Source organism: Jidongwangia harbinensis (genome assembly GCF_020216025.1).
Lineage (GTDB): Bacteria > Actinomycetota > Actinomycetes > Mycobacteriales > Micromonosporaceae > Actinoplanes > Actinoplanes harbinensis.
In genome coordinates, this window is sequence record NZ_JAIWNC010000019.1 from 122626 (window position 1) to 136567 (window position 13942).

Annotated in this window: 18 protein-coding genes; 4 read left to right on the forward strand and 14 right to left on the reverse strand. The window is 66.7% G+C overall.

From position 1 onward, the window contains the following. Positions 1-52: 52 nt before the first annotated feature. The 9 genes from LDL48_RS23500 to LDL48_RS23540 all read right to left on the reverse strand — a co-directional run bounded on the left by LDL48_RS23500 (position 53) and on the right by LDL48_RS23540 (position 7598). Positions 53-397, reverse strand: a complete 345-nt coding sequence (locus LDL48_RS23500; protein ID WP_225257367.1) for a helix-turn-helix domain-containing protein — start codon at positions 395-397, stop codon at positions 53-55. Positions 398-562: 165 nt separating this feature from the next. Continuing rightward, entirely contained in the window at positions 563-2509 is a 1947-nt protein-coding gene (locus tag LDL48_RS23505; RefSeq protein ID WP_225257445.1) for a DUF3987 domain-containing protein, read from the reverse strand. Between the two features lie 29 nt (positions 2510-2538). Next, positions 2539-2790 (reverse strand): hypothetical protein, encoded by a 252-nt coding sequence (locus tag LDL48_RS23510; protein WP_225257368.1) that lies wholly within the window; start codon positions 2788-2790, stop codon positions 2539-2541. A gap of 140 nt (positions 2791-2930) precedes the next feature. Then, on the reverse strand, positions 2931-5081 hold the full coding sequence (locus tag LDL48_RS23515) for a P-loop NTPase family protein (RefSeq protein WP_225257369.1): 2151 nt from the start codon (positions 5079-5081) through the stop codon (positions 2931-2933). A 94-nt stretch (positions 5082-5175) separates the two neighbouring features. Next, positions 5176-5523, reverse strand: coding sequence for a hypothetical protein (locus tag LDL48_RS23520; RefSeq protein WP_225257370.1), 348 nt, complete (start codon positions 5521-5523; stop codon positions 5176-5178). 17 nt (positions 5524-5540) lie between these two features. Further along, a complete protein-coding gene (locus tag LDL48_RS45110) occupies positions 5541-6131 on the reverse strand; it encodes a helix-turn-helix domain-containing protein (RefSeq protein WP_225257371.1) in 591 nt (196 codons plus the stop codon). A gap of 32 nt (positions 6132-6163) precedes the next feature. Next, the gene (locus LDL48_RS23530; protein ID WP_225257372.1) at positions 6164-6388 is read right to left on the reverse strand and encodes a hypothetical protein; all 225 of its coding nucleotides are present in this window, start codon (positions 6386-6388) and stop codon (positions 6164-6166) included. A 94-nt stretch (positions 6389-6482) separates the two neighbouring features. Beyond that, complete coding sequence (locus LDL48_RS23535) at positions 6483-6722, reverse strand: DUF6284 family protein (protein WP_225257373.1); 240 nt, start codon at positions 6720-6722, stop codon at positions 6483-6485. A 588-nt stretch (positions 6723-7310) separates the two neighbouring features. After that, positions 7311-7598, reverse strand: a complete 288-nt coding sequence (locus LDL48_RS23540) for a hypothetical protein (protein WP_225257374.1) — start codon at positions 7596-7598, stop codon at positions 7311-7313. 138 nt (positions 7599-7736) lie between these two features. Between LDL48_RS23540 and LDL48_RS23545 the strand changes: the two genes are divergently transcribed. The 3 genes from LDL48_RS23545 to LDL48_RS23555 all read left to right on the forward strand — a co-directional run bounded on the left by LDL48_RS23545 (position 7737) and on the right by LDL48_RS23555 (position 9236). Beyond that, complete coding sequence (locus LDL48_RS23545) at positions 7737-8090, forward strand: GntR family transcriptional regulator (protein ID WP_225257375.1); 354 nt, start codon at positions 7737-7739, stop codon at positions 8088-8090. 61 nt (positions 8091-8151) lie between these two features. After that, on the forward strand, positions 8152-8829 hold the full coding sequence (locus LDL48_RS44630) for an NUDIX domain-containing protein (RefSeq protein WP_225257376.1): 678 nt from the start codon (positions 8152-8154) through the stop codon (positions 8827-8829). Continuing rightward, positions 8826-9236, forward strand: coding sequence for an NUDIX hydrolase (locus LDL48_RS23555; protein ID WP_225257377.1), 411 nt, complete (start codon positions 8826-8828; stop codon positions 9234-9236). Before LDL48_RS44630 ends, LDL48_RS23555 begins: the two co-directional genes overlap by 4 nt. Positions 9237-9257: 21 nt before the next feature. On the opposite strand, the gene LDL48_RS23560 is transcribed toward LDL48_RS23555, so the two are convergent. The 5 genes from LDL48_RS23560 to LDL48_RS45115 form a co-directional block, all read right to left on the reverse strand. Next, positions 9258-9575 carry a hypothetical protein gene (locus tag LDL48_RS23560; RefSeq protein ID WP_225257378.1) on the reverse strand — a complete coding sequence of 106 codons (318 nt, stop codon included), beginning with the start codon at positions 9573-9575 and terminating at the stop codon, positions 9258-9260. Next, a complete protein-coding gene (gene ndk, locus LDL48_RS23565; protein ID WP_225257379.1) occupies positions 9575-10069 on the reverse strand; it encodes a nucleoside-diphosphate kinase in 495 nt (164 codons plus the stop codon). Before ndk ends, LDL48_RS23560 begins: the two co-directional genes overlap by 1 nt. Positions 10070-10265: 196 nt before the next feature. Continuing rightward, positions 10266-10865: a hypothetical protein gene (locus LDL48_RS23570; RefSeq protein WP_225257380.1), complete on the reverse strand. Its 600-nt coding sequence runs from the start codon at positions 10863-10865 to the stop codon at positions 10266-10268. A 1-nt stretch (position 10866) separates the two neighbouring features. Then, positions 10867-11916: a ParA family protein gene (locus LDL48_RS23575; protein ID WP_225257381.1), complete on the reverse strand. Its 1050-nt coding sequence runs from the start codon at positions 11914-11916 to the stop codon at positions 10867-10869. A 97-nt stretch (positions 11917-12013) separates the two neighbouring features. Then, positions 12014-12235, reverse strand: coding sequence for an HNH endonuclease (locus tag LDL48_RS45115; RefSeq protein ID WP_225257446.1), 222 nt, complete (start codon positions 12233-12235; stop codon positions 12014-12016). A 431-nt stretch (positions 12236-12666) separates the two neighbouring features. Between LDL48_RS45115 and LDL48_RS23585 the strand changes: the two genes are divergently transcribed. Continuing rightward, the gene (locus LDL48_RS23585; protein WP_225257382.1) at positions 12667-13797 is read left to right on the forward strand and encodes a NaeI family type II restriction endonuclease; all 1131 of its coding nucleotides are present in this window, start codon (positions 12667-12669) and stop codon (positions 13795-13797) included. The last annotated feature ends 145 nt before the right edge of the window (positions 13798-13942 follow it).

The window sequence follows — 13942 nt, forward strand, 5'->3', positions numbered from 1 at the left end:
TTCTCCTTGAGGGTGATGGGTGCCCCCACCGCGCGGGGCGGGGGCACCTCGATCAGGTATCGGTCGGTTTGCCGGTGTCTTGCGCATGCCGGGCACGCGGTGGCGGTCGTGCCGTGAGCTGCGCAGTCGGGGCCGAGGGATCACGTCGCGGTCGCTTCCGCTGCGCGCGATGCGCCTCAATGGGGATGACCTCGGCCGGTGTGGCTTTGTGCTCGAAGAGACGCGCGATTTCGGCGATGTGGTCAGGGGTGAAGCGGTAGCCACCCCCGACCCAGCAGAACGGGATGCGGCGCCTCCGTGCCTGCTCCTTCACCCACCACTCGGAGCACTTCAGGATCCGGGCGACGTCTCGCGGTAGGTAGAAGATCAGTTCGTTGCTGACCGGCTCGGCAGCCAAGTTCGGGCCTCCCTTGAGTCGTGGGCCTTGGCGTCGGGGTCATGCGCCTGGGCGGGCCTCGCGGCACGGGTCTCGGAGGGCTCCGCAGAATCCGCGATATCCGCGGAATGGCTCCGGGCCGGGCGTTCGGCGGATTCCGCGGATTCTGCGGACGGGCGCGCGGGATCATGACGCCCGTCCGGCGCTGATCGGTTGGACTGTCCCGGCGGGTCGGATGGCGTCGGGGTGGACGAGCCAGGCCGGCGAAGGCGTGCGGCCGGCGCCTTGGCGTTCCGGTGCCGGGGCGGCCCGCAGGTAGCCATGGCCGGTAAGCAGGTTCAGCACCGGGTCCAGGTCGGCGGCCTTGCGGAATCGGCCGCGGGACATCGCGGTGAACAGGTCGCGCTTGGTAAACCTGTCGGTGTTGGTGCGCTCGATCCAGGCCAGCACGTGGCGGGCGTCGTCGACGAGCGGGTCGGCGCCCATGTCGTCGAAGGCGGCCAGGGCGTGGTCAGCGAAGTACCGCCCGAGCGTTGCTGCCCGATCCAGCGTGTCCTCGTCGATCGGCTTGCCACATCCGTCGTGGATGTGCTCGGCGAGGTGGATCAAGCCGGCGAGGCGTGCGACGGCACCGACGTACTTGCTGCCCCAATCGACGATGTGAGCCCAGCTTCCGGCAGGCGCCAAGCGCGGTTCGATGTCCCGCTCGATCGTCAGCACGCGCTCGTTGGCCTCGGCAGAGAGCGGCAACACGGCGGGATCGCGCCGGTCGGCCAAGGCCAGCACGAGAGCGCTCAGGTTGTCCGTGTACGCCTCGGCGATGGCGTGCGGGATTGGGCTGGTGCCGATGCGGCGGCGGCCGACCGTGTTCTCCGGTACGGCGAAGAGGATGCGACCGAGCGGGCCCTTGCCTCGGAAGCCGGGCATCTGCGCGATGTCGCGCAACACCTCTGGCTGTACGGCCAGGCCGAGGGTCAGCGCGGGCCGGTCGACGTGCTCGGCCGGCCGGGACCGGCGGTCGACGCGGAGCATGTCCCCGGCGTGGCCCTTGAGGAAGACCTCAAGGTTCGGAGCGCCGGAGTAACGGCCGGCGAGGGTGGCGAAGATGCCGCCCTCGGGCGAGAGCACGGCGAGCCGGCCGCCTTGTTCGGCGAGTAAGGATGCGGCTTGCTCGCTGGTGACGTCGTCGGCCACGAGGCGCGGCAGGGCCGGCACGGTGATGGCCTCGGCGTCCATGGCGGCGGCGGTCGCGTCAGCGAGTAGCTGTTCACGACGAGCCGGGTCGGCGGCGGCTGCGGCGTTCGCCATACGGTCGGCGGCTTTGGCGGCGACCCGGAGGGCGAGGTCGGCCTCGACGATCGCGGGTTTGGTCCGCTCGACCAGGGCGGCCTCGGCGGCGAGCAGCGGCCGGATCAGCGCCGCGAAGACGGCGGACTTGCGCGAGCCGGGCGGCAGGACCACGACGGTGAACAGGTTCGCCGGCTCGCGCCACGAGCCACGGACTTCGACCTCGGCCCGGCCACCGGCTGCGGTCGACAGCGCGGCGAGGGCGATGCAGCCGGCGAGGTCCGGCGGTGTCTGGGTGAACTCGGTGACTGCCTCGACCATGCCGCTTACCCATGCGGGCAAGACATCGACTGGGAACGACCGGGGTGCACGCCGGGCGGTCAGCGGGATCGGTGCGGGCCAGGCCGGCTCCGGGGCGGCATTGAGCAGGACCCGGCCAGTGGTGATGACGTCAGCGGTGTCGGCGCCGCTGGTGGCGAGCTGGGCCAGCCGCGCGCCGAGGGTGGCGACGTCGCGGCGACGGGCGTGCCCGGCGACGATACGGGCGTAGTGCGCTGCGTTTGCCGTGGTCGGTACGGCGGCAACGAGGGTGTGCAGGTACGGGGCACCACCGACGCGGCCGAGCCTGCCGGACTCTGCCAGGTGTGCCGTGACGCTGATCGGGTCGCCGGGTGCCCCGGCAGCGTGCAGGTCGACGAGGACGCGCCACAGCTCGGCGTGCGCCGGCCGGCGGAAGTCGGCAGGCGCCACGATCGCGGCCAGGTCGACGACGAGGGTTGGGGCGAGCAGCGCGGCTCCGATGACGGCCTGCTCGGCGGCCTCGTCGTGCGGTGGTGTGCGGGTCACAGTGGCGGTTTCCTCTGTCAGTTCAGGGGTCAGCGGGTGCCGTCGCGGTGGATGCGGGTGGCCTCGTGGTAGAGGTGCCGACCGAGCCGAATGCGGATGCCGGTGGCATCGCAGCGGCGGCACGGGCGACTGCGCACGCCTCGTGTGATGCCGATCCGGCCGAGTCCGGCGCGGCGGCGGCAGGTGCCGAACGGCGAGACGGCGCAGACAACGGCGTAGCAGAAAGTGATTGCGGTCAGGACGGGGCAGAGCAGGCTAGCGGCGATGTGGATGAGGTCCACGAGTGCCCTCCAAAGGTGGGTTCGGGCGGGATCGGCTGTGGGCGCTAGAGGGCTAGCGTCCTGTTCGCGATAGGTATTCGGGGCTAGCGGTGCCGCTAGACCTAGCGGGTGTGAGGGCTAGGTCTAGCGGCTTGCTAGCCCTATGCGGCTCGGCGTCGCTGGTTGCGTTTGGTGACCGCTGCGGCGATGTCGTCGCGGTGGATGCCTTTGCGGTTGGCTTTCTCGCCGGTGGCGGGATCGGTGCCCCAGACCTGTCGTCCTACGGGGATGCCGAACGGCTTGAGTGCGGCGGCGACCTGCTCGGGCTTCCATCCGCTGTAGACCTCGGGCCGCAGTTCGGCGAGCCGGGTGGCAACGGTCTCCGACCAGACCTTCGGCTCGCCGGCCGGTAGGACGGTGAGGATGTCGTCGAGCAGCGTGCCGGCGACGTCGATGGTGTCGGCCTGGTCGCCGGCCGCGTGGCCGGTGATGGTGCCGGCGGCCTCACGCAGGGCACGTGCTCGGGTGATGACGGCGTCGATGTCGGCGAGCGGGGTGCGGTTGGTCCGCACGGTCACGGCTTCCTCGACGGCGCCGGAGTCGTCGGCGCCGAGCAGGATGCCGACGCCCTTGTGCGCCCGCTGGAACCGCGACGAATCGTGCCCCGCGGTGTACGAGCCGGCGCCCAGCACGGCCTCGGATGACTGCCACGTCATCGTCTTGAGTGCGAATCGCGTACCGATGTTGTCGCGCAGATCGGTGGGCACGGCCTTGCCGTCGGGCTTCTGGGTGGCCAGCGAGATCATGATGCCGACCGACGGGCCGACCTTGCACAGCTCGGTCAGCAGTTCCACGATCTCGTCGCTGTAGACCGGGTGGCCGCTGTAGCGCTGGAATTCGTCGATAGAGACGAGGATCGGCCACAGCTTGAGCGAGCGCCGTTCCGCGATGGCCCGGGTGATCTTGGATTCGGGGCAGATGTCGGCCGGCAGTGTGGCGATGGTGTCGTACCGCCGATTCATGTCCGCGACCAGAGCGCGCAGGTCTTCGACGAGCGCCAGGACCACCTCGTCGCGGACGCCGAAGCCGACCCGGTGCGCGATGCGTTCGAACGCGCGCCAGTCCTGTCCGCCCTTGCCGTCGTAGATGTGCAGCTCGACGAGGACGTCCAGCGCGCAAGCCAGCGCCGGGAGCCGTGCGGCGAACGTCTTGCCCATCCGCGGAATCGCGCCGATCAGCAGCGACGTGAACATCAGCAGCAGCCGCACCGGCCGGCCACGCTGGTCCTCGCCAAACGGGAACGGCTCGAAGACGTCCACGACGCCCTTGGCGATCAACGGCCACAGACCAGAAGGCTTTGCGTACGGGTCTTCGTCAGCTACCCAGAGCGCCAGGCGCCGTGCGGAGCCTGCGGTGCCGCGGACCCGTTCGGGCCAGACCTGTACCTCGTCGAGGTCGAGGCCGGCGGCGAGGTCGTTGCGCTTCTTGATCGCGGTATCGGCCTTGGTCCCGAACGGCAGGTCGATGACGGCGCGCCAACCGGGACCGTCGCGCATGATCGGCGACGGGAACGTGATCGGGTCGTCGGCCTTGCACAGCCCTGCGGCCAGAAACGCGCGCATCAGCACATCGGCGGTGAGCTTGCGGACGCGCGGTTTGACGGCGGCGACGTCGACCAGCGGCTTGTCCGCCGACGAGCCGATCAGCCCGAGCAGACCGACGAGCGCCGCGAGGGTGGCGTACCAGGCCGACCGCGGGGTGGCGACGAGCAGCGCCGTGACGGCGAACGCGCCGAGTGCCAGCGAGGCGAGCAGGACCAGCATCCGCAGGCGTACCCGTCCGTCGCGCTGCCGCGAGAGCTTCAGATACTGCTCGGCGTCCTCGCGCCTTACGGCGGCGAGCCGCACGGGCAGGCCCTCGGCGTCGGACACCCATTGGCCGGTGCCGGCGACGGTACGCAGCAAGCCGCGCGGCGCCCGGAACGCGAGTCGTCCGGCGTACAGCGGGATGCGAGTCAGGTGGTAAGCGGTGACGTGGGTGTAGTGCCCGACGACCCACCGCGCGAGGGCACGCGCCTCGCCGGCGGATCGCAGCCACGCCGGGACGATCGGGCGCCGGGTCGGAGTCGAAGCGGGCGTGGGTGGATCGACGGGAAGCGGTTCGTCGCCGAGGACGTCGTGTTCGTCGTCGATGTCGGCCGACCAGTTCTCCGGCCGGCGGCGTCGGCGAGCGTTGCCGAGGTCGACGACATCACTCACTTCGGCCTCGGCGGCGGTCCAGTCGAACTCGCCGTCAGGGTTCGGGGTTGCCATGATGAGGGTTCCTCCGGGAGGTCTGGTGACCGATCGGGTGGGCCGGGGCGCGGCCGTTGGTTTGCGAGGCCGGTGGGCCGCGCCCCGGGCGCAGCTACAGGTCGGGGTCGTCGATCACGTCGCCCTTGGCGTCGGTCGCGGTGACGACCAGTTCCGGGTACGCGCCGACGTCGAACGCCAGGACGAAACCCGCCACGGCCGGCGTCAGCTCGACCTCGATGTCCTCGCCGTCGGCGGTGTGGACCGTTGCCTGCTCCGAATTGACGGCCGCATCGGTCACGTCCGTGACGACCGTGCGCAGGTACAGGGCGACCGGGCAGGTGTTGGCGTCGTGGGGCTGGCCGCGCCATCCGCCGTACCGCAGCAGGTTGGCGACGTCCTCGGCGTTGTCGCCAAGAGCGTTGACGACCATGGCGAGGCGGTGTTGTGCGTTGTTCTGCATGGCTGCTCTCCGGGGGTTCAGGCGGCTGAGGACAGGTGCCGACGTACGGTCCGGTCGGTGACGCCGAGCTGGCGGGCGATCTCCTTGGCCGGTAGATCGGGGTGCCGTGCGCGGAGCCGTACGACCGCCTTGCCGGTGTCCCGCTTGCGGGCCGGCCGTCTGACGGCCGGTGCGGGGCGCTTCGGTGTGTCCGGCGTCGTGTCCGGCTGGATGTCCGCCCGCGTGTCCGTCGCCGTGTCCGCCTCGCCAGGTGCCTGCCGGATGCGGTCGGCCAGCTCGACGAGGCAGACCGAAGCGACCACGATCAGGCCGTCCACGGACAGCGGGATGAGGTACGGCGCCGCGCCGACCTCGCCGTACTTGGACGCGACGCCGGTCATGTGCCAGTAGGACACCCAGGCCGCGATGGCCGCGATGGCTGCGGTCGCTGCGAGCCGGACGGCGGTCAGTGAGCGTCGCTGTACCGGTATCCGGGAGATCAGTTCCACGGTCAGGAGCAGGGCCAGAGGTGGCCATGCGGCGATGGCTTGGCTGATCGGGTTCGGTAGGGCGTGCAGGATGTTCGCCGCCACGGAGGTCGCGACGCCGAGGACCAGGGCTCCCCGCACGCCCCACCGGACGCGGGCAAGTTGGGCGGCGGTCACTTGGTGCCGCCCAGTGACTGACCGATGGAGGTCAGGCCGGAGCGGACGCCGTCGACCAGTGCCCGGGCGGGGTCGACGAGGACGCCGTTGCTGCCGGCGATGACCAGGCCGAGCATCAGCGCGCAGATCGCGGCGAAGACGATCCGGCCGCGGGTCTTGCGGTCGATGCCGAGCATCACGAGGGCGGCGATCAGGATGAGGGAGAAGATGCCGAGGCTCATGTGAGTCTCCTGGGCGATCCGGGCCTGACCACGGAGGTGCAGGCTGCCGGGCGGATGTCGTCGGGGTTGGCGGTTGCTGCGCGGTGGTTCGACATCAGGCCACCTCGTCGATGGACCGGAGGTAGCGCTCGGCCAGGGCGACCATTTCGCGCAGGACGCGGTTCTGGGCTCGGCGCAGGCGGCGCCAGTCCAGTTGAGTCGGTGCCGGTTCAGCGGTGAGGAACCGGATTTCGGCGTCGACCAGGGCGATCTCGGCTTCGAGGAGACGCTGTTCGCGTTCGATCGCGGCGAGGTGGGCCAGGGTCGGTTCGTCGGGGATGTGGTTGCGGTACACGGGGTTCCTTCCGGGTCGGTGCCGACCGGACACGGCTTATGCGGATTACAACTTGGCGTTGTGTTCATGCGCGGACGCTACAACGTGACGTTGTATTCGGGCAAGCGAAGGTCTGCGGTCGGGTAGATCAGAGAGTGTGGGTGTCGGTGGCCGGGCCGGCGGATCGCGTACCCTCGCCGGTGATGGCCGAGACGAGCGGTGAACTGCCCGCAGACTGGTGGACGACCGAGGATGTGCTGGCGTTCCTACGGTCGGTAGGAGCGCCGATCAGTCGTGTCACCTGGGCGGCCTACGTGTCGCGTGGCCAAGCGCCGGCTGCGGACCGGATGTTCGGGCGCTCGCCGGCCTGGCGGCCGGCGGCGATCCGGGATTGGCAAGCCTCTCGGCCGCGTCGCGGGTCGATGGAAGCTTGATCTCGCATCATTTCCTCACCTCCTTGGTAGCGCTGCTTTCGGGTAAGACCCAGTCAACCGGGAAAGCCGTGCGCTGCCGATGAGGCAACAACCATCCTCGATGCATCTCCGACGCAGTTGCGGTGCAGAAAGCCCCGAACGCCGCTGGCGTCCGGGGCTTCCCGTTGGATATGGGCTATGTGCGGTCCAGGAGAACCACGGCGACGTTGAGCGCGTCGCGCAGTGTTCGGGCCTCGTCCGCCGTCAGGTGCGCGACGGCCGGTTCGTTCCAGCCCTTGCCGGTCACCAGCTCGACCTCGTCCGCCGCGTCCCGGCGGATGACGTTCACCGTGACGGCGGCATTCTCAGTCGAAGCGTCAACCTGGGCAATGCGGTGCGCGTGCTCGGCCGACCCGCGCTTGTGGTCGACCGTGCAGTAAAGCGGACAGCGCGTCCGCGGCTTGGCGGCATGCTTGACGGCCATATCTAGCTCCTTGTCGGGAGTGGCCCCAGTGACGCGCGAACGCTGCTGAGGCTGGCGTGACGGTGCCGCCTTAAAAGATACGCACGTCTAGACGCATACACCACCCGACGTCTACGCGCCTGTACCTACGGTGAGTTCGTGATTACCCCGGATCGCGAAGGTGCTGCATATCGGCAGCTCGCGGGCTACCTCCGGGGCCGCATCCGTAGCGGAGAGTTAGCAGTCGGCCAGCGGATGCCCTCGGAGAAGGATCTCCACGACGAGTTCGGCCTGGCACGCGAGACCATCCGCCGCGCTCTCGCAGTCCTCCGGGCCGAGGGCCTGATCGACGTCCGCCACGGGCTCGGCACCTTCGTCGCCGCGACACCCGAGCGCATCGACCTACGGCCAGGCGACACTGCCACCTCCACGGCCGCCGTCACGGTCACCCGCGCCAACGGCGACGTCGAGACCTACCCGGCCGGCACCACCCTCGCGGTCATCGCGGACTGATGTCCACCAATCTGCGTCGCCCCAGGTTCACCCAGCCCCGTCTGTCCGAAGTGGTGGCTCAGTGAGTCAGCCCGCCCGGCACACCGTCATCGACCAGTGGACCGGCCGCCACGCAACCGCACTCCAGGCCGCGTTGCGCATGTCGCAGGACGAGATGGCCGCGCTGATCGGCGTCGCCAAGCGCACGATCGCTTCCTGGAGCGAGCGGCCCGACATCGTCATCCGCCCCGAACTTCAACGGGCACTCGACACCGCGTACCAGCGCGCCGACGAACCGGCCAAGCTGCGCTTCGCACGCCAGCTCAAGGCCGAGGACGACGCCGAGGCGATGGCGGCGGGCGGCGCTGTCGCGCTGACGGTGGCCATCGCCGTGGTGGTGACCGAGGACGAGGTCTTGCTGGTCTGCCGCCGTGAGGCCGACCCGAGCGGCATCGACTGGCAGTTCCCCGCCGGCATCGTCAAGCCCGGCGCCAACCCCGCCACCGTCGCGACCCGCGAAACGCTCGCCGAGACCGGCGTCCATTGCGCCGTACGTAGCGAGCTGGGCAGCCGCGTACACCCGCTCTCCGGCGTCAATGCCAGCTACTACCTCTGCGACTACCTCGCCGGCGAGGTCGAGAACCGCGACGTCGTCGAGAACATCAGCGCGCTCTGGGCGCCGCGAGAAGACGTCACGCGATTCATCCCGAAACAGCGCATCTACGCGCCAGTCCTGCGCGCCCTGGAGGGCAACGAATGAGCCAGCGAAGCACCGACGAACGCCCGCCCATCGCGGCAGCCATCATCGTCAACGACGGCCAAGTCCTGATGGTCCGCCGCCGCGTGAAGGAAGGCCAGCTTTCCTGGCAGTTCCCGGCCGGCGAAGTCGAAGCCGGCGAGTCCGGCGACGAGGCCGCGGTCCGCGAAGCCCTGGAGGAAACCGGCCTGACCGTACGAGCTACCGGCTCACTAGGGGAACGGGTTCACCCCAACACGGGCAGGACCATGTTCTACGTCGCCTGCGATCTCGTAGCCGGCACGGCGTACGTGGCCGACGAGGAGGAACTGGCAGAGGTGGCGTGGTGCGACCGCGCCACCCTCACCGCCTACGTTCCCTACCCGTTCTTCGGCCCCGTGCAAGAGCACCTGGACGCCAACCTCCGCTGACGCCCAGCACCCTCGTTCGTCTCAGGCCGCCGCGAGCAGATCAGCGAGCCGCGCCCGGACCACGCCATCGTGGAAGTGGTCCGGCAGGGGAACCCCGCCCACCGACTGCCGATCCGACACCACGTCGTCCAAGGAGTTCGCTGGCAACGACTCGGCGAGCTGGAGGCATTCCCGGGCGTACCGGCGCGCTTCCTCGATCTGGCCAGTCTCGCGCAGGCGCAGGGCGAGCGCGTAGGCGTACTGGGCTGCGGCTCGGTCGTCCTGGAAGAAGCGCTCGTCCTCGTACTGCTTGCGCACCTCGCTGATCGGCGGCCGCGGAGTGACGTCCTCCTCAACCATCAGAACAGGAACCGCTCGGCAACGGTCTGGTAGTCGAACAGCTCAGACTCGGAGAACCACAGCTCCACCTCGTACTTCGCCTCCTCGACGTTGCCCGAGGCGTGGATCAGGTTCGCTGCGACGGTGTGCTTGGCTTCGGTGTACGCCTTCGACGTGTGTGCGAAGTCGCCCCGGATGGTTCCCGGGTTCGCCTGGTTCGGGAACGTGACACCCACCAGACGCCGAACGTTGGCGACTGCCTCGACACCCTCCAGAACGAAGGCAATGACCGGGCCAGACTGCATGAAGCTGGCAGTCACATCGAAGACAGACTTGCCGAACCGCTCCTCAAGGTCGAAGTAGTGCCGGCGCGCGAGGTCGGCATCCATCTGGACCATCTTGTTGCCAACGACCTTTAGGCCCGCATCCTCGAACCTCTGAAGTACACGGCCAATAAGTCCACGGGCAACCGCATCAGGCTTTAGCAGAACAAGAGTCCGCTCGACAGTAGTCATACCAACGCTCCAGTTCAGGATCGAATGGATGCAGGATACCCCATCGCCAGTATCATGTATTCAGTGGCATCATTCACGGCTCAGTAGAGGTGGAACTCACTTCCCGGAGAACCTGGGATACCGTGAGGGTGAATTTAGGAAGTATAGAGCTTCCGGGCCTGGCCAACTTCATCACAGACGGAGGAATTGCATAAGTTCAGATGGCCGCGTCAATCGCTCCAGCGACACTCTCAAGGAAATCTAGACTGTCATTCACAATAATGGCGTCGATAGGATAGCGGGTTCTCGGAGGCGTAGGATCCGTATCGGACTCATGAGCGATTTTGTTCCGTCGGTCAACAAGCAATTTCAGTCGACGCTTGACGTCCTCCGCCGACTGGCCCATCTGTTTCGATACTTCCTGCCATAGGATGACGTCAGTAACGAGGCGGAAGGCATCAGCCACCTTGTCGGGCTGCTGAAAGCTCAGATACGAATGCTGCTCTCGAACTTCGGCTTCAAGCCAACCCGTCCCGCCTTGAGACAAAGCGAGGCCAACAGATCTGAGCGAGACCCGAAACCTAAAGAAGCCCGGGCAGTCTGGAAGCACACCACTCTGAATCAGAAGCATTCTTGAGCGAACCTCTTCGTGAACGAAGTGGTCAAAAGCACTGACTCCCTGAACAAGGGCATATCTAAGAATATCGTCGGTATCGATCACCGACGTAACTTGCGCAGAGAGAACCGTTGCGGTAGCCGAGAGGTCGCGCGCATGCTGGAGATTTCGTCTAAACATCGCGATCTCAAAGGCCGACATCTCATTCAACCTCGGTAGTCGTCATGCTCACGACCTTATCTGCCAGCGCGCTGAACTGCTGATGGAACGCGTCTCTAGACTCCTCCGCATTTTCGAGAACTGTACCCACCGCCAGCAATTGTTCCGCAGTAAGCGCAAATACGGGGGTAAGGAACTCTTGCGACCTGGAAATGAGGCTGTTGAAGTCAGCGATCAGCGCCAAGTTCAAGCTATCGTCAACCCCGTTCTCGACGTATGCCTCACTGGGCAGCAGGAGGCCGGCCCCTTGTAGGGAGGGAGTCAATCTCTGGCGAACAGCATTGGCCGACTCATCGATCCATCGCTGGAAAGCTGACGCAGGAAGGCCCTTGCGGGGGCGAAACTTTTGAACAATCGTTCCCAGAACGCGAAGTTTAGGCTCGGGGAACGGATATGCCGCATCCCGAAGAACTGGCATTGAACTCGCCTGATTGGCCCATGACTTCCACCTGGGCAAGACACGCGACAGAGAATCGATTGCCATAACAGAGAACACATCTGGAGACGTCGGAAGAATCAGGTAATCGCTCGTCATCACCAGGTTCTGGTTTATTGGTCCAAGGCCGGGACTCATGTCGACAAGTACAAAGTCGGCGGATACGCTTTGCGCCGTCTTACTTATCAGGAACGAAAGGCTTCCTGGGAGATTTTGCAGGGCTTGGATTGCCGCGGACAGTTCCTGCGCTATACCAAGAGTGACTTCGTACTCCGAAAGTCGTAGATCACCTGGCAGAAGGAACAAACCAGGCCGCCCTGGAACTTCAACAGCCTGAACGGCCTCGATCGACTTCGGCTGCGCTTCAAATGCAGGCGCCAGTCCAGATCGAATAGTATTGCCGCCCTGCTGCTCGTAAAACGATTCAAGCTCGTCGGCGCCTTTAAAGCCCAATACCATGCCTGTCAGGTTGCATTGGGGATCGGAGTCGACAATAAGAACTCGGTGCCCTTTTTCTGCCAGCATCCAGCCCAAATTGAAGACTGTCGTCGTCTTACTGACGCCGCCCTTGTGATTGAAAAGCGCAATTTGCGGCACTGGAAACTCCGGATGCTGCTGGGCGGCAAGTGGTCCGACACATCATAGAGTGTCGCCTGCGGCTTCCGCCTGACGACGAATCTAAAGTGTGGATCGATCAGCTAGCCACACCCTGCGCCGCTACGAGTTTCCCCAACGCTTCGACCGTCAGCCACGGGCGCATGCTGTGGCAGTTAGAACAGACCAGGGCAAGGTCCGTGAGCCGGGTGCTCGTCTCGCCGATGACATGCAGCGGCGTGCGATGGTGACACTCTATGTAATCCTGCCCGCGAGGACCGTACACTGGGCCGAAGTCGAACCCACATGCTTCACCGGCGATGGACTCGCCTCGTCATTTCGCTTCGGAGATCTTGCATACTGGTTAGTCATGGCCGGGTTCGGGCCGACCCGGTAACAGCCCTTACGGCGGCCCCGAGTTGGGATTGTCGGACACCCGTGTGGGCCGGCATGGGTGACGCATGGTTCGGTCTGCCCGGCCCTGCGGATGCTGACCGGACTACGACGCCCACCCACAACTGAGTCGCCGTGCCCAGGCATCACCACGCCGAAGCCGACCTCGATCGTCGCGGCCGACTCGGCGGCCGAGCGCCCCATCTCGCCAAGCAACGCCATGCGGCCGCCCGGGCAGACCGGGAATTGTCGTACCTCAGTGCCAGGAATTTGCCGGTCTCCGGTTGCCGGTCAGAACGGCAGGGCCCCTGCTGGATACTGGCCAGGCGGTCGACAGCGATATGACGGGGAGTTACTCGAATGACGGTTGGACGTACCCGGAACCTGCAAGCTCAGCCGGGCCCGCCGCCGTACGGGGCCGATCGCGAGCTCGACACCGCGACCGTCTTCTTCGCGCCGGACGCGGTTGACCGGATGGGCGCGATCATCCGGAAGGGAACCGATGAGGTTATCGCCACGGCCCGGACTCGCCGCTGGACCCTCGATCAGTGCAATGACCAGGAGAAGGGCTATCTCGGGGTCAACATCGAGAACATCGTGCGTGGCGAGTACGACCTCGACGACGGGTTGGCCGGCATGGACTTCGACGTCAACGGCGTCGACGTCGATTGCAAGTGGTCCCGCAACTTCGGTGGCTGGCAGATACCGCCCGAGGCGACCGGACACATTTGCCTGCTCGTCTACGGCGATGACATCACCGGAGACATGGCCGTCGGCTTGTTACGCATTCGCGAGGAAATCCTTGTCGGCGGCAACCGCGACGCCAAGCGCACCATCCAGAGCCCCGGCGGCATCAGCGAAATCCGGTGGCTCGTCGAGCCAGGCACGCCGATTCCGGAGAACTTCCTGATGAGCCTGCGAAAGCGGGACCGCGACGCCATCCTCGCGCCCCGCGGCGGTGACGCCCGCGCCCGGGAACTCTTCATCCGTTGCGAAGGCATGATCATCTATCGGCACACGATCGAATCCATTGGTCAGCAGCTCGACGAGGCACGCCGATTTCGCGGAGAAACCCGGCAGCAGCTGCTTAAAGCGGGTTTCGAGGTGCTCAACGGCCACTGGAAGACTGACCGGCAGCGAGCTAAAGATCTTGGCTGTGCTGCGCTGGCGAATAAGGCACAGTGGGTCTGCCTGCGCACCGACGGATCGACCCCGGCGCGCCGGGCGAAGCTCGACCCCCCGCGGATCGCCGAGGCTGAGGTCTATCGGAAGCTGTTCAGCCAGCAAATTGCGGCGGAACGCCGCGCGAAAAAGCAGGCCCGTAAGGCAATGAAGGCAGCGAACGTCCAGATGAACCTGGTCGACGACCTGGCGCCGGACGAAGACGCGGCGTATGCAATCCGCGCCGTCACGGACGCTGAAACTACCGCGGTCCGTACGGCCGAGCAGCTCGGGTTTGAGAGCCTGTCGTCCTGGACGTTGTCCCAGTGACCTCGCCGCGGCAGCTGATCCGGGTCGATGTGCTCGCGCAGGCCGGGACCTGTGGCCGACCTGACCACCCCACCAGCCCGCTTGCCGACCTGGCCAAGCCCACGATCGGCAGACGCGGTGGTCTGGGGGATGACCGTAGCCATCC